We start from the raw sequence: 15,964 nt of genomic DNA on the forward strand, positions 1-15,964 counted from the left end.
CCAGTGCTCGAATCAACCACTTTCGATCAGATCCGTATCGGTCTGGCCACCGCCGACGACATCCGTCGTTGGTCCTTCGGTGAGGTCAAGAAGCCCGAGACGATCAACTACCGCACGCTGAAGCCCGAGAAGGACGGACTCTTCGGCGAGCAGATCTTCGGACCCTCCCGCGACTGGGAGTGCGCCTGCGGCAAGTACAAGCGCGTGCGCTTCAAGGGCATCGTCTGCGAGCGCTGCGGCGTCGAGGTCACCAAGTCCTCGGTCCGTCGCGAGCGCATGGGCCACATCGAGCTCGCCGCGCCCGTCACGCACATCTGGTACTTCAAGGGCGTGCCCTCGCGCCTCGGCTACCTGCTCGACATGGCGCCGAAGGACCTCGAGAAGGTCATTTACTTCGCCGCCTACATGGTGATCTCGGTCGACGAGGATGCTCGTCACCGCGACCTGGCCACGCAGGAGAACAACATCCGCCTCGAGCTGAAGACGCTCGGCGACCGTCGCGACGCCCGCGTCGCGGCCCGCCTCGCCAAGCTCGAGGAGGAGCTCGCCGCCCTCGAGGCGGAGGGTGCCAAGGCCGACCAGAAGAAGAAGGTCAAGGACGCCGCCGAGAAGGACATGACGGCGGCCCGCAAGAACGCCGACGAGCAGATCGCCAAGCTCGAGCGCGTGTGGGAGGACTTCCGCACGCTCGAGGTGGGCGCCCTGAAGCCCGAGGACGACGTGTTCCACGAGCTGCAGGACCGCTTCGGTCAGTACTTCGAGGCCCACATGGGCGCGGAGTCGATCAAGCGTCGCCTCGAGGCCTTCGACCTGCAGGCCGAGGCCGACAGCCTCCACCTGCAGATCTCTGAGGGCAAGGGCCAGCGCAAGATTCGCGCGATCAAGCGCCTCAAGGTCGTCAACTCGTTCCTGCAGACCGGCATGAGCCCGGCCTCGATGGTGCTGGATGTCGTCCCGGTGATCCCGCCGGAGCTTCGTCCCATGGTCCAGCTCGACGGTGGCCGCTTCGCGACCTCCGACCTGAACGACCTCTACCGTCGCGTGATCAACCGCAACAACCGCCTCCGTCGCCTGATCGACCTCGGTGCTCCCGAGATCATCGTCAACAACGAGAAGCGCATGCTGCAGGAGGCCGTCGACGCGCTGTTCGACAACGGCCGCCGTGGTCGCCCCGTCACCGGTACCGGCAACCGCGCCCTGAAGTCCCTGAGCGACATGCTCAAGGGAAAGCAGGGTCGCTTCCGCCAGAACCTGCTCGGAAAGCGCGTGGACTACTCGGGCCGTTCCGTCATCATCGTCGGACCCCAGCTCAAGCTCCACCAGTGCGGTCTGCCCAAGCAGATGGCGCTCGAGCTGTTCAAGCCGTTCGTCATCAAGCGCCTGATCGACCTCGGTCACTCGCAGAACATCAAGGCCGCCAAGCGCGCCGTCGAGCGCTACCGTCCCGAGGTCTGGGACGTGCTCGAGGAGATCATCCGCGAGCGCCCCGTGCTGCTGAACCGTGCACCCACCCTGCACCGTCTCGGCATCCAGGCGTTCGAGCCCCAGCTCGTCGAGGGCAAAGCGATCCAGCTGCACCCGCTCGTGTGCGCGGCGTTCAACGCCGACTTCGACGGTGACCAGATGGCCGTCCACCTGCCCCTGTCGGTCGAGGCCCAGGCCGAGGCACGCGTGCTGATGCTCGCCTCGAACAACATCCTGAAGCCGTCGGACGGTCGCCCGGTGACCCTGCCCTCGCAGGACATGATCATCGGTCTGCACCACCTCACCACTCTCAAGGAGGGTGCGAAGGGCGAAGGTCGCGCGTTCGGTTCCGTGGGCGAGGCGATCCTGGCCAAGGACGAGGGCACCCTCGACCTGCAGGCCAAGGCGCGCATCCGCATCCCCGGCCTGACGTTCCTCGAGGGCCAGGCGCCCGAGGGTTACGACGTGCACGGTCTCGTCGACGCGTCGCTCGGACAGGCGATCTTCAACGACACGCTCCCCAAGGGCTACCCGTTCGTTCGCGAGCAGGCCGACAAGGGCAAGCTGTCGCAGATCGTCAACAAGCTGGCAGAGGAGTACCCCAAGGTCGAGGTCGCAGCATCGCTCGACCGGATCAAGGACGCCGGTTTCTACTGGGCCACCCGTTCGGGTGTCACGGTGGCGCTGAGCGACATCCTCACCCCGCCGAACAAGGCCGAGATCGTCGCCGGCTACGAGAAGCAGGCCGCGAAGGTCCAGGGCCAGTACGAGAAGGGTCTCACCACCGACGCCGAGCGTCGTCAGGAGCTCATCAAGATCTGGACCGAGGCCACCGACGAGGTCCAGAAGGCGATGCGGGACAACTTCCCCGCCGACAACACCATCAACCGCATGGTTTCGTCGGGCGCCCGTGGTAACTGGCTGCAGATCCGCAACATCGCGGGTATGCGAGGCCTGGTGAACAACCCCAAGGGTGAGATCATCCCGCGTCCGATCATCTCCTCGTACCGCGAGGGTCTGTCGGTCGCCGAGTACTTCATCGCGACGCACGGTGCCCGTAAGGGTCTGGCCGACACGGCCCTCCGTACGGCCGACTCGGGGTACCTCACGCGTCGTCTGGTCGACGTCTCGCAGGATGTCATCATCCGCGAGGAGGACTGCGGCACGTCGAAGGGCCTCGAGCTCCCGATCGCCGCGGCCGACTCGACCGGTTCGCTGGTCAAGGACGCCAACGTCGAGAACTCGGTGTTCGCTCGTACGCTCGCCACGGCGGTCGTCGACGCGCAGGGCACCGTGCTGGCCGAGGCCGGCGACGACGTGGGCGACGTGCTCATCGACAAGCTGGTTGCGGGTGGTGTCGAGACCATCAAGGTCCGCTCCGTCCTGACCTGCGACTCGGCGGTCGGTGTCTGCGCGAAGTGCTACGGCCGTTCGCTCGCCACCGGCAAGATCGTCGACATCGGCGAGGCCGTCGGCATCATCGCGGCCCAGTCGATCGGTGAGCCCGGTACCCAGCTGACGATGCGTACCTTCCACACCGGTGGTTCCGCCTCGGCGGACGACATCACGCAGGGTCTTCCGCGTGTGCAGGAGCTCTTCGAGGCCCGCACCCCCAAGGGTGCGTCGCCGATCGCCGAGGCCGACGGCCGCATCACGATCGACGAGACCGACAAGGCCAAGAAGGTCATCCTGACGCCCGACAACGGCGACGAGCCGGTGGTCTACCCCGTCCTGAAGCGCGCGACGCTCCTGGTCGAGGACGGCCAGCACGTCTCGGTCGGCGAGCCCCTCCAGGTCGGAACGCTCGACCCCAAGGAGGTCATGCGCGTGCAGGGTGCCCGCGAGGTGCAGAAGTACCTCGTCAACGGCGTCCAGGGCGTGTACCGCTCGCAGGGCGTGCCGATCCACGACAAGCACATCGAGGTCATCGTCCGACAGATGCTCCGCAAGGTCACCGTCGTCGATCACGCCGACACCGATCTGCTGCCCGGTGAGCTGGTGGACTTCAAGCGCTACCAGACCATCAACCGCGAGGCGGTCGGCGAGGGCAAGCGTCCCGCGTCGGGTCGTCCCGAGCTGATGGGTATCACGAAGGCGTCGCTCGCGACCGAGTCGTGGCTGTCGGCGGCATCGTTCCAGGAGACCACCCGCGTCCTGACGCAGGCGGCCATGGAGGGCAAGAGCGACCCGCTCGTCGGCCTCAAGGAGAACGTCATCATCGGAAAGCTCATCCCCGCCGGAACCGGACTTGCGAAGTACCGCAACGTCACGGTCGAGGCGACGGAAGAGGCGAAGAGCGAGCGGTACCCCAACCGCATCTTCGCTTCGGACGGCGCGTACAGCGACGCCGACCTGAGCTACGTCGACTTCGACAGCTTCTCGACGGACGACTTCACGCCCGGCACGTACAACTGATCGAGGCTCGGGAGGGCGGGTCGCCCGTCCTCCCGAACTCGACGGGAGGGATGCCACGCCCCGGCGCGGCATCCTGATCCCCGAAGGCCCCCGGCTCACGCCGGGGGCCTTCGTCGTGCTCGCGGCGTGTCGAGGCGCGGGGGAGGCACCTCGGTGCGCCTACCGTTGTGGTGGAGGAACGCATGGCCCGCATCGGGGGACGCAGCTTGTGGCTGGCATGGCCGGCGGGTCTGCTGTGCGCGGCCGCCGTCGCCGCTCTGGTGGTCATCGCCACCCCCGGCGTGCCGATGGCCGTGGGATTCGTGGGCGACACGCTGAGGGCCGCCACGGGGCGGCACGCGGCGGTCGAGACCACCCCTCCCGCGCCGGCTTCGGACTGCCGACACCTGTACTCGCAACCGCTGTGGTCCTCCCTCGTGTGGTCTCCACAGGCGTTGCTCTCCCAGCGGCGTACCGCGCCGGCGTCGACGCCCGAGGCGGTCGCCGCCGCCGCTCCGACGGTCGTGATCACCTGCCACTGGCGGGGCGAAGCCGGGCGTTCGATCGAGACGACCGTCTCGACGGTGACGCCCGAGGGGGCCGCAGCGGTCTCGACCACGCTCGCCGCACAGGGTTTCACGTGCGCGGTCGCGGCCGACACCACGCACTGCGAACGCGCCTCGGGCGAGCTCCACGAGGTCCACGATCTGCGTGCCGACCGGTGGGTGTCGTCGACGCTCTCCGGGTGGATGCCCGACGGGTACGCCGCGATCGTGGCATCCCACGCCTTCTTCGGCGAGTGACGGGGGAGCCCCCTCGCGGGGTCAGCCGCCGAAGACGGACGCGATGATGCTGCCGGTGTATCCCGTGGGGGCGAGGTTCGAGTACTGCGTGTCGATCAACACGCCGTCGCGCCAGTAAAGCGTCCGACCGTCGTTGACGGGGTAGGTCGGGTTGATCCAGGTCTTCTCGCAGCGCGTCCCCGCGTCGGGGGTGTAGCAGCTGAAGCCCTGGGTGTCGACGAGACCGTTCAGCATGTCGAGCGCGGGGCCGCGGTCCATGCGCGAGATGTGCGTGACGAGGCCTGTGGTGTCCGCCGCCGGATCGCGCCAGATGCAGATCAGCGAGCCGTCGGACTGCACGCCCGAGGGCCCGAGCGCGGGGTCGTTCAACGGAGTCTGGCCGAGCTGAGCCAGGACGTCGGCCGAGAGCATCGAGCGGCAGTCGGCCGGGATGCGGACGGCCGGTGCCGTCTGGGTGATCGTCGGGATGGGGGTCGGGCTGGACGACACGACCGGTGCCGCGGGGGTGGGCGCGGCGTCGTCTGCGGCAGGGGCGCACGCGCTCAGCGCGAGGAGGGTGGCGCCGGCGAGAGCCGCTGCGACGGCCGGACGGAGCAGGCGACGGGACATGGGAACACCCTAAGCCGCCCCACCGACACGGTCGAGAAGGACATCCCACGGCACGCCTGCACGGCGCCGCGGGATACCCGGGTTAGCCTTGCGCGGCAAGCACCGCGTGAGGAGACCCCATGAGCGACAACACGTCGGGCAGCGACCCCGTCGCTGAACCGAAGGCTTCGTACGGCGACCCCGTCGTCGAGCCGAAGGACGAAGCGCAGGATGTCGTCGGCCGAGCCCACGAGGGTCTCGCCGATGCCGAGGCCGCCCGCCGCGACGCGGTCGACCCCGCGACGGCCGAAGCCGCGTGGGACGAGCGTGAGGCGCACGAGCACGCCGCCTCCGCTCCGACGACGGCCCGCAGCGAGCACGCGGCTCCCGTCGTGCACGACGCGTCGCCGGTCGCCCCGCAGGGGTCCACGGCGTCCTCCGGGTCGGTCGACCTCGAGGACGAAGACGCCCGCTGGGCGGCGTACGCCGCCTCCGCGGAGCCGGGGCGCGACGACGTCCGCCGCGACGACGTCCGTCACGACGACGTCCGTCACGACGACACGACCGCGACGTCGCGCTACGACGACGCGAGCACGACGGCGTACCCCGCCGCCGGTGCCGCCGCCGCGGCCGCCGCCGCTCCCGTCGCCGAAGAGCCCACCCGCACGGTGGGCGGGGCGCAGCCGATCTTCGTGCAGGCGCCCGAAGCCCCTCGTCCCCGCAACAACCGGGGCGCGGCCGGTGCCATCGGCCTTCTCGCGGCTCTGGTCTTCGCGGTGCTGTATCTCGCCGCGACTCTCGGCTTGGGGCTGTTGACCGGCCGCACCGCCACCGCCGACCTCGGTCAGGCGGCCCTCTCGGCGCTGGCCACGTGGGACCTGTGGGTGCCCACCGTGGCGTTCTACTTCGGGTTCTGGTTCCTCGGCGCCCTGATCAACCGTGGGCGCTGGGGTCACTGGGTGGTCTGGGGTCTCGTCGTCGGTGTCGTGGCCTGGGCCGGGCACCTGCTCGGCGCCCTCTTCGCCGCGCCGTTCTGGGAGATCTCCCCCCGCCAGTCGGTCGAACTGCTCCAGAACAACGTCCTCGCCCCGCTCGCGATCGTCGCCTTCGTCCTCGGTCGCGAACTCACCATCTGGTTCGGCTCGTGGGTGTCGGCACGCGGTCGCCGCGTGACCGAGATCAACGCCGAAGCCCAGCGCGAGTACGAGCGCACCCTCGAGGCCGGTCCGCAGCTCTCGCAGCGCTGAGCCGGAGCCGATGACCAACGAACAGCGACCGGCGGGGGTTTCCCCGCCGGTCGCTGTCGTCTTCGCGTCCGTCGTCTTCATCGCCCTCTCGATCGGCGGCCTCGGGGTGACGAGCCTCGTCGTCGATGCCGATGTCATCCCCGTCCGCGGTCTCGGCGCGATCCCCGGCATCATCGGTCAGGTGCTGGCCCTCGCGGGATTCGCGGCGACGCTGTGGTGGGGCCTTCGGGCCGATCCGCCCGGCTGGGTGACCGCCGTCCCGTGCGCGATCGCGGCCTATCTGGGCGAAGTGCTCGGGGTCGTGCTCGGCGCTCTCGTCAGCGGGGCCGATCCGGTTCGCGGCGTCGCCGCGGCGCAGAGCGTCGCGCTGGGATTCCCCGGTCCGGTGGTGGCCGGTGCGGCTGTGCTCGCGGGACTCTTCGGCATCCTGCTCGTGCGGGCTCGCACGACGGGCCCGCGCTGGCGCTGGGAAGACGAGGACGAGAGCCCGTGATGCGACCCGTGACGCGCGGGTCCGCCCGCATCCGCGTGTTCCCGGGCGTGTCGGGCTAGCGTAGGGGCGTGGAGCGGTCGCTCGAGAGCCAGGTCGGTCAGGCGGTGGACGCCTGGCTCCGTTGGCTGCCCCGGTGGGAGCCCGCGAACCACCGCGGACGTGTCGCTCCGTGCCGTCGGTGCTTCGGCTCGCCGGTCCTGTCGGCCGCAGGCCTCGGGTCCGATGTCCCGCACGGGGTGCAGCATGGCCTGTCGACGCGGGTGAAGGCGATCGTCGATCATGCGGTCGCCGAGTACACGTCCCGCAACCTCCCGATGCTGCAGGCCGAGCTCGACCAGCAGGCCGAACGCAACCGACGACGTTCCTACCGCCCGGCCGAGGGACTCGAACCCGAGTTCGACGGGATGCCGCTCGACCCCGACCCCGAGCCCGGATCGCCCTTCCTCTTCACCCTGTCGGGCCTCGCGGCCGAAGAGGATGCGGCCATCCCCGCTCTTCCCCCGCTGTCGGATGCCGCGAAGGCGGCGCTGCGACAAGAGGTGGGCCTCGCCGACGATTACGCCAACATGATCGGCCGCGAAGTGTGCACGATCCTGCTCCATCACCGCCTCCGGATCCAGGCGGCGGTGGCGGAATTCGTCGAGCCGCAGATCGCCGCGCTGCTGGACGACCTCACCCGCTCGCTCGATGCGCCGTTCGATCCGCGCGACGTGGAGCCTCCGGCATCCTGAAGCTCTGTTCACAAGGGCACGGCGGGAGGCCGCGCTTTTGTTAGCATCAACGGGTTGTCCGCTTATCGAGTCGCGGACGCGTCTCAGGGGGAGGGGGCTCGATGCCGCAGCGCCTGCCGTCTTCGCCGCCCATCTTGCCCGGGCTCGCGTACATCCGACCGCTGGGGTCCGGAGGATTCGCCGACGTCTTCCTCTACGGACAGGACATGCCGCGCCGCGACGTCGCGGTCAAGGTGCTTCCGAGCGATGTGCGCGACACCGATCTGCTGCGCATGTTCAATGCCGAGGCCGACGTCCTCGCCCATCTCTCGGCCCACCCCTCGATCGTCACGGTCTACCAGGCGGGGATCTCGGCCGACGGCCGGCCGTACATCGTCATGGAGTTCTGCCCGGGCTCGCTCGCTCAGCGTTACCGCGTCGAGCGCATGCCCGTGCCCGAGGTCCTCTCGATCGGCGTCCGCATGTCGGGGGCCCTCGAATCGGCGCACCATGCGGGACTCATCCACCGCGACGTGAAGCCGAGCAACATCCTCGTGACGACGTTCGGAGCCCCCGTCCTCGCCGACTTCGGTATCTCCTCGTCCCTCGTGCGCCAGGGGGCGGACGAGATGCTGGCGATGTCGGTGCCGTGGAGCGCTCCCGAGGTCGTCGCCGAGCAGACGGCCGGAACCGTGTCGAGCGAGGTGTGGAGCCTCGGCGCCACGATCTACTCGCTGCTGGCGGGACAGAGCCCGTTCGAACGACGCGAGAAGGGGCAGAACTCCCGCGAGCAGTTGCGACGCCGCATCGCTCGAGCGACCTACACCGACATCACCCGCAGCGACGTCCCCGCCTCGCTGCAGGCGGTGCTCGCGAAGTCGATGTCCCGCAACCCCGCCGACCGGTACGCCAGCGCGCGTGAGTTCGGCGAGGCGATCCAGGCCGTCCAGGTCGAGAGCGGCCTGCCCTCGACGCCGCTCGAGGTCCCCGCCGCCGAGTGGGCGCCCGCCGCGCGGGCGGTCGATTTCGCCGACGGGACGTTGCGCGGCCCGGCGCGGTCGCGCATCGAGCGCGAGGGCGGGCGCAAGCTCCGCGGTACCTCCGGCATGGCGGGCTACGTCCGCGACGAAGACACCGACATCGCCGCGCCGGCCTCGACCGGCTCCAAGGCGCTGCCGTGGATCCTCGCCTCGGCGACGCTCGTGACCGCGGGGGCCGTTGTCGTCGCCGCCTTGTTCGCCACGGGAGTCCTCCGGTGAAGCGCTCGACGATCGCAGGGTTGGCCTCGACCCTCGCCGCCGCCGCCCTCGTCATCACGGCGAGCATCGTGTGGCCCGGTCTCGACGCCCAGCAGACCCCCGAGGTCGACACGTCGGTGTGGGCGCTGCAGACCGGTGACGGCCAGCGCTACGCGCGCGTGAACACCACCGTCGGCGAACTCGACACCGTGCGCACGGCGGGCAACCCCAGCCAGGTGGTGCAGAGCGGTGACGGTGCCTACCTCTTCACCGACAGCTTCAGCAAGCTCACCCGGATCAACGAGGCCCAGCCCGTCGACCTGTCCGACGATCAGCTCGAGGCCGCCCCCGACACCCCGCCCGGTACGACATCGGTGGTCACGGCGGGCGACTACGCGGTGTATCGCACCGACACCGGCACGCTCTTCGCGAGCCGCTTGAGCCAGGCGGGGCAGAAGCCCACCGAGCTCGACCCCTTCGACACCTCACAGGACGAGAACGCGCCGTCCTACACCGCGGATGCCATCGCCCTCGACGCCCGCGGCATGCTCTTCGCCTACTCGTCCGCCGACGGCTCGGTCATCCGGTACGACATCGACGCCGACGAGCTGCGCGGCCGCGACGCGCTCGAGGCCGAGGTCGCGGCTCCCGTCCTCTCGGCGGCCGGGGACACCTGGGTCCTCGTCGACGCGGACGCCGGGCGGGTGTGGGTGCGCGGCGCGGACCCCGTCACCATCGATGCGGCCGATCAGCTCGTGGTCGCCGATGCGGACGCCGACGCACGCGCGGTGTACGTCGCGGACGACCAGTCGCTGTGGAGCATCCCGGCAGACGGCTCCGAGCCCCGGCGCGAGGTCGGCGGCGGCGGCAATGTCCTCGGCCAGCCGGCCCGCCCCTTGTCGCACCAGGGCGTCGCGTACGCCGCGTGGCTCCTGCCGGGGGATGCCCGCGGCACGCTGTGGCGCTCCGACCAGGGTGAGACCGACCTCGACTACGGCGGGGCGACCATGCCCGACCAGCGACGGCCGGTCTTCGTCGCGACCGACCACGCCGTGATCTTGAACGAGACGCGCACGGGGTGGGTCTGGACGGTGCCCGACGGGGCCCTCGTCGCGTCCAGCCAGAACTGGTCGCTCGACGACCGCACCGAGCAGACCGCCGTGCAGAGCGACGAGAAGCTGAGCGTCGTCCTTGACCCGAAGCCGCCGATCGCCGAACCCGATTCGTTCGGCGTGCGGCCCGGTCGTCTCACGACGCTCCCCGTGCTCTTGAACGACCACGACCCCAACGAGGACGTCCTCAGCATCATCGCCGAGAGCGTCACGGGACTCGATCCGGGGTTCGGAACCCTCACGGTGACCGACGCCGGTCAGCGTCTCGCCGTGCGCGTCGCACCGGGAGCGACCGGCAGCGCCACCTTCTCGTACGCGGTCACCGACGGCACCGCGGCCGACGGCTTGAACTCCGCCCCCGCCTCGGTGACCCTCTCGGTCTCGGCGCCCTCGTCGAACGCGGCACCCGTGTGGTGCGGCGTCGACAAGTGCCTGCAGCCGTGGCCGACCCCCGAGGTCGCTCGCGGCGGCACCATCACGGTCCCCGTCCTGCCCGGCTGGGTGGACCCCGACGGCGACCCGCTGCTGCTGCTCTCGGTGGACAACCCCGGCGGCGTGGGCACGGTCGCCGCGACCCCCGCGGGAGACGTGGTCTACCAGCACGCCGACGACGGCTCGGGCGGAGAGCAGAACATCCAGCTCGACGTCACCGTGGCCGACACCGAGGGGGCCGTGACGACGAAGCCCCTCGTCATCCGCGTGGCTCCCGATCCCACGTTGGCCGTCCAGTCCTTCGCGAAGATCGACACGGTCGGGTCGTCGGTCGCGGTCGATGTAGGCCCCCATGTGACCGGGACCGCCGGCAACGTCAGCCTCACCTCGGTCCGGGTCCTCGACGACGCCACCGCCACCGCGACGGTGGTCGGCGGCAGCACCACGTTCGACTTCTCGGCGAATCAGCCCGGCGTCTACCGCGTCGACTTCACCGTCAACGGCGGGGGTCGCGACGCGACGGGGACCGCGCGCATCACCCTGCTCCCCGCTGACGCGCCGGCGCAGCTGGCGACCTCCCCGGTCGTCGCGTTCGTCCGACCTCAGGAGGACGCCACGCTCGATGTCTTCAGCGCGGTGTCGAATCCCACCGGTCGCGTGCTCCTGCTGAGCGACGTGGCCGGGACGGCTCAGGAGGGCGCCTCGCTCACCGTCGACACCGTGGGCCAGAACGACCTGCGCGTCTCGGGCAGCACCGCCGACGGGTCCGCGGGGCTGCTCGGCACCGTCGCGTACACCGTCAGCGACGGAACGGACGACGAGGGCTCGCGGGTGACGGGTGAGGCGACGGTCTACCTGCTCCCGCCGGCTCCCGAGATCGCCCCGATCGCGGTCGACGACAACGTCACGGTGCGCGTGGGCGCGCAGATCGACATCCCCGTCCTCGACAACGACATCTCACCGGCGGGCGGACGCCCGACGCTCGACCCCTCGAGCGTGCAGACCCAGCCGGCCAGCGATGCCCTCGCCTTCACCTCCGGGGGAGTGCTGCGCTACCTCGCCCCGACGACGCCGGGTTCGTACGAAGTGACGTACCGCGTCTACACGACCGGTACTCCGGCTCTCTGGGACGAAGCGACCGTGCACGTCACGGTCCTGGGCGGAGAGGCGAACCGCGCCCCCTTGCCCGACACCCTCGAGGGCCGCGTCCTCAGCGGCGGCACCGCCTCGATCGACTTCAAGGGTTTCGGTGTCGACCCCGACGGTGACGCCGTCACGCTCGACCGGATCGTCGCGCAGCCCAACCGCGGCACCGCCTCGATCTCGCCGGACGGGTCCAGCATCCTGTACTCCTCGGTCCCCGGTGACCGTGGTCAGGTGTCCTTCCGGTACCGCGTCTCGGACTCCTCGGGAGCGACGGGCGAGGGGACCGTCCGCATCGGGGTGCTCGACGCGCAGGCCAACCCCAGCCCCATCACTTTCACCGACTACGTGCAGGTGCAGGCCGGCGCTGACCGTACGATCCGCGTGAGCCCGTTGGCGAACGACATCGACCCCACGCAGGGGCGGCTCACGCTCACCGGCGTCCGTCCCGACCTGCCCGAGAAGCTCGTCGACGAGAGCGACAACCCTGAGTACGCCCGCCTCAAGGGATACATCGACGCGGTGTCCGACACCGGCGTCGTCATCGAGGCGGGCGAACAGCCGGGAACGATGTCGTTCCTCTACGACGTCGCCTCCGACTCGGGAAACACCGGCCGCGGTCTCATCGTGGTCAAAGTCGTCCGAGAGAACGTGCCGGACTACCCCGTCGTCACCGACACCGTACTGACGGTCGAGAACCGCGACGATTTCACCTCCGGCGTCGATGTGCTCGCGGGCAAAGCAACGTGGTCCGGCGGTGACGTCAGCGACCTCGACGTCTCGCTGTGGGGCACGCCCGCAGACGTCACGTTGAACGGTCGCCAGATCTCGGGCACCCTGCCCGCGACGCGACGCGTGATCCCGTTCGCCATCACCGGCCGCGTCGGCGACTCCGACGTGACCACCTACGCGTTCCTGCGCGTCCCCGGTGACGACGACCTCAGTCTCTCCCTGCGCCCGGGCGCCGCTCAGCGCGTCGACGAGCTCGCCTCGGTCGAGTTCGACATGGCAGGGCTCGTCGCGCTCCCACGCCGGGCGACGCTCGAGGTCGGCACCGATGTCTCGGCGACCGGGGTGCGCGCCGAAGGACGGTGCTCCGTTACGGGGACGGTCGTCCGCTACGACGCCGGCGCCGGCTCCCCGTACACCGATGCCTGCCAGGTGCCGGTGCGCATCGCGGGCACCGAGGAATGGACGGTGGTGTCGGTGCCCATCGGCATCGTCGCGCGCGACCCCCAGCCCGAGCTCAAGCCCGGAGCCCTGACGGTCGGGCCCGGTGAGACGGCCACCTTCGATCTGCGCAATATGACGAGCTGGCAGCTGGGTCGCGAGGACTGGGACGGCATCCGCTACGCCCTGGACTACGGCGGATCCGCCTTCGGCGTGTCGCTCGACGGGTCGATCGTGACCGTCACGGGCAACGACCGCTCCGTTCCCGGCACCGAGAACGCCGCGATCATCTCGGTGACGAGCCACAACGCGGTCGCCCCGGCGCGCCTGGTGCTGCGCGTGGGTGCTGCTCCCTCGACCCTTCCGCAGGGAGGCACCACGTCGCAGCAGTGCTCGCAGGCCTCGGGCTCGAGCTGCACCATCGGTGTCGTCGGAACGAGCGGCGAGGTCAACCCGCTGCCGCGCACGCCCCTCGAGGTCGTCGACGTGCGCCCGACGGCTGCCTGCGCCGGCGTGAGCTTCGGCGTCGCCTCGGCCTCGGGCATCGTCGCCTCGTGGAGCGATGACGCCCCCGGCGCCACCTGCAGCGCGAGCGTCACGCTCCGCGACGCGCAGGGGCGCACGACGGCGTCGACGCGCGACGCCCGCGTCGTGCTCGACCTGCTCGGATTCCCGCGCCCGCCGGGGAGCGTGCGACAGACCGCCTACGCCGACGGCTCCCTCACCCTCCGCGTGGACCCGGGCGAGGCGCGACGCGCCTACCCCGCGATCTCGGGCTTCACCGTGCGGTCCAACGGCGCGGTCGTCGGCCAGTGCGGCGCGGACGGCACCTGTCCGCCGATCGCTGCTCCCAACGGCGAACAGCGCGAGTACGTCGTGACCGCGGTGAACAGCGTCGGCGAGTCCAAGGCGGCCGTGCGCACGACCGGGTGGGCGTACCGCCCGCCGAACGCACCGCAGGGCATGGACTTCACGCCGACGCAGACCGGGGGAGAGGGAAACCTCGCCGACCTCGTCATCAAGGGCGTCGACAGCGCCGAGACGGGGACCCTCGAGATCGCGAGCGCCGCGGGCGACAAGATCCAAGTGAGCGTCGGCCGCAACCAGGAGGTCGTGCAGGTCGCCCGCTTCCGCGTGGGTTCCAACTCGTCGACTCAGGTCACCGTCACCCCGATCTCGCGCTTCACCGTGCCTCCGGGTCTCGGTGGCGCCTCGGCGGGCAATCAGCTGAGCGCTATCGCGCATGGCGTCGGGGCACCGACCAATCCGACCCTCACGCTGACCTCGACCTCGAACGGAAACGGCACCTCGACCGTCGACGCCCGCGCGACCGCGCAGCAGAACGGCACGGATTCCGAGGTGCGGTTCAACATCGTGCAGAAGGGGCTGCCCTGCATCCCCCGCAGCGGTGGTGACACCCAGAGATTCACCGCACTCGGCGACGGCGAGACGTACACGTTCACGATGTGCGCGGAGTCGTGGTTCAACGGCCGGTCGTACGGCTCGGTGAGCCTGGACCAGCAGGTGAACGCCGAGCAGAGCAAGGCGGCGCCGAAGGGGTACACCTTCCGGGTCGGAGCGAAAGAGACGATCAAGGGCAATGAAGCACGGTGGTACATCGACCGCATCAACGATGGCGATCCGCCGCCGCGCTTCAACGACAAGAGATTCGTCAACTGGGGTCCGGGTAACACGATCTTCGACCGCGACCCGGAGATCCAGGTGTACTTCCAGCACCAGGTGTGGGGTACCCAGTCGCAGTACGGCGCCGTGACACCTGCGAGTGGGAGCGCCCCGTACCAGGTCCAGGCGTCATGGCAGGTGGCGAGCTGCGAGGGCGGCAAGACCCTTTCCGCGAACGGCTCCTCGAGCAATGACAAAGCCAAGGTCACCTTCAACTACGACAACGCCCGCTACTTCGACAAGAACGGCAATCAGCTCCCGCGTGCCGAGGGTGCGGCCGCAACGGCCGTCCCCGCCGAAGCCGCGAGCGTCGACAAAATCCGCGTCACCGTCGATTGGTCCGCTCAGGGCTGGAACCTCGATTCCGCGTCCACCGACTTCGGTGGCGAATGCAAGCCCAGCGCCTCCGCCCCGAAGCCCTCGTCCTGAGCCCTCCCGGCATCCCCATTCCCGCTCTCGCCCACCGAAGGATTCGACATGACGATCACCCAGGAGCAGGCCACCTGGTTCTCCCAGACCTTCTCGCAGATCGCCGACAACGTCGAGCGCGCCGTCCTCGGCAAGCGGCACGTGGTCGAGCTGGTGCTCACCGCCATGCTCAGCGACGGCCACGTCCTCCTCGAGGACGTCCCCGGCACCGGCAAGACCTCGCTCGCGCGGGCGGTCGCGTCGTCGGTCCAGGGCACGAACACGCGCATCCAGTTCACCCCCGATCTCTTGCCCGGTGACATCACGGGCATCACGGTCTACGACCAGAAGACGGGGACCTTCGAGTTCCACACGGGCCCGATCTTCGCGAACATCGTCCTGGCCGACGAGATCAACCGCGCGAGCCCCAAGACCCAGTCGGCGCTGCTCGAGGTCATGGAAGAGGGCAAGGTCACCATCGACGGCGTCTCTCGAGAGGTGGGCGTGCCCTTCCTCGTCCTGGCGACCCAGAACCCCGTCGAGCAGGCGGGAACCTACCGTCTCCCCGAGGCCCAGCTCGACCGCTTCCTGCTGCGCACCTCGCTCGGGTACCCCGACCACGCGGCGACTGTCCGCATCCTCGACGGTGCGCCCGTCGCCACGGCCGAGCTGCGCGCGATCATCACGCCGCAGGCCCTGGTCGGAATGGCCGACCTCGCGGCATCCGTCTACGTCGACGCGCTCGTGCTGGACTACATCGCGCGTCTCGTGGATGCCACCCGCACGGCCGACGAGGTCCGCCTCGGCGTGAGCATCCGCGGGGCCCTCGCCCTCACGCGCGCCACGCGCGCCCGTGCCGCGTCGCAGGGGCGGACCTACGCCACCCCCGACGACGTCAAGGCCCTGGCCGTCGCGGTGCTGGCGCACCGGCTCATCCTGCACCCCGAAGCCGAGTTCGACGGGGTCACCCAAGAGGCCGTCGTCGGCCAGGTGCTCCTCGACACCCAGCCGCCCTCGCAGCGCGAGAGCGCCTGACGGTGGCGCGTCCCGTGGCGTCCGCACCCCGCTCGGGGGGTGAG

Annotated in this window: 9 protein-coding genes; 8 read left to right on the forward strand and 1 reads right to left on the reverse strand. The window is 70.1% G+C overall.

The genetic code is table 11. The annotated features are described in order from the left end of the window. Window positions 1–3 precede the first annotated feature (3 nt). Window positions 4–3,879 (forward strand): DNA-directed RNA polymerase subunit beta', encoded by a 3,876-nt coding sequence (gene rpoC / locus BLS25_RS13265; RefSeq protein WP_056226200.1) that lies wholly within the window; start codon window positions 4–6, stop codon window positions 3,877–3,879. Window positions 3,880–4,061: 182 nt separating this feature from the next. Next, window positions 4,062–4,661, forward strand: a complete 600-nt coding sequence (locus BLS25_RS13270; protein WP_056226203.1) for a hypothetical protein — start codon at window positions 4,062–4,064, stop codon at window positions 4,659–4,661. Between the two features lie 21 nt (window positions 4,662–4,682). Here BLS25_RS13270 and BLS25_RS13275 read toward each other — a convergent pair whose 3' ends face one another. Next, the gene (locus BLS25_RS13275; protein ID WP_056226206.1) at window positions 4,683–5,270 is read right to left on the reverse strand and encodes a hypothetical protein; all 588 of its coding nucleotides are present in this window, start codon (window positions 5,268–5,270) and stop codon (window positions 4,683–4,685) included. A gap of 119 nt (window positions 5,271–5,389) precedes the next feature. On the opposite strand from BLS25_RS13275, the gene BLS25_RS13280 reads away from it, so the two are divergent. From BLS25_RS13280 to BLS25_RS13305, 6 genes are all read left to right on the forward strand, one after another. Beyond that, window positions 5,390–6,496 (forward strand): hypothetical protein, encoded by a 1,107-nt coding sequence (locus tag BLS25_RS13280; protein ID WP_074696417.1) that lies wholly within the window; start codon window positions 5,390–5,392, stop codon window positions 6,494–6,496. A gap of 10 nt (window positions 6,497–6,506) precedes the next feature. Next, a complete protein-coding gene (locus tag BLS25_RS16975; RefSeq protein WP_074696419.1) occupies window positions 6,507–6,989 on the forward strand; it encodes a hypothetical protein in 483 nt (160 codons plus the stop codon). A gap of 68 nt (window positions 6,990–7,057) precedes the next feature. Further along, window positions 7,058–7,720, forward strand: a complete 663-nt coding sequence (locus BLS25_RS13290) for a hypothetical protein (protein ID WP_056226214.1) — start codon at window positions 7,058–7,060, stop codon at window positions 7,718–7,720. A gap of 101 nt (window positions 7,721–7,821) precedes the next feature. Next, window positions 7,822–8,958: a serine/threonine-protein kinase gene (locus tag BLS25_RS13295; protein WP_074696421.1), complete on the forward strand. Its 1,137-nt coding sequence runs from the start codon at window positions 7,822–7,824 to the stop codon at window positions 8,956–8,958. After that, on the forward strand, window positions 8,955–14,906 hold the full coding sequence (locus tag BLS25_RS13300; protein ID WP_074696423.1) for an Ig-like domain-containing protein: 5,952 nt from the start codon (window positions 8,955–8,957) through the stop codon (window positions 14,904–14,906). The genes BLS25_RS13295 and BLS25_RS13300 overlap by 4 nt, the downstream gene beginning before the upstream one ends. A 48-nt stretch (window positions 14,907–14,954) precedes the next feature. Further along, on the forward strand, window positions 14,955–15,920 hold the full coding sequence (locus BLS25_RS13305) for an AAA family ATPase (protein ID WP_056226224.1): 966 nt from the start codon (window positions 14,955–14,957) through the stop codon (window positions 15,918–15,920). Window positions 15,921–15,964 lie beyond the last annotated feature (44 nt).

Origin of the sequence: Microbacterium testaceum StLB037 (assembly GCF_900104345.1) — a bacterium.
GTDB lineage: Bacteria > Actinomycetota > Actinomycetes > Actinomycetales > Microbacteriaceae > Microbacterium > Microbacterium testaceum_A.

Bases quoted from the DNA above. Each gene is read 5' to 3' on its own strand.
- BLS25_RS13295 (WP_074696421.1), top strand. From the start codon at position 7,822: ATGCCGCAGCGCCTGCCGTCTTCGCCGCCCATCTTGCCCGGGCTCGCG.
- BLS25_RS13270 (WP_056226203.1), top strand. From the start codon at position 4,062: ATGGCCCGCATCGGGGGACGCAGCTTGTGGCTGGCATGGCCGGCGGGT.
- BLS25_RS13280 (WP_074696417.1), top strand. From the start codon at position 5,390: ATGAGCGACAACACGTCGGGCAGCGACCCCGTCGCTGAACCGAAGGCT.
- BLS25_RS13275 (WP_056226206.1), bottom strand. From the start codon at position 5,270: ATGTCCCGTCGCCTGCTCCGTCCGGCCGTCGCAGCGGCTCTCGCCGGC.
- BLS25_RS16975 (WP_074696419.1), top strand. From the start codon at position 6,507: ATGACCAACGAACAGCGACCGGCGGGGGTTTCCCCGCCGGTCGCTGTC.
- BLS25_RS13305 (WP_056226224.1), top strand. From the start codon at position 14,955: ATGACGATCACCCAGGAGCAGGCCACCTGGTTCTCCCAGACCTTCTCG.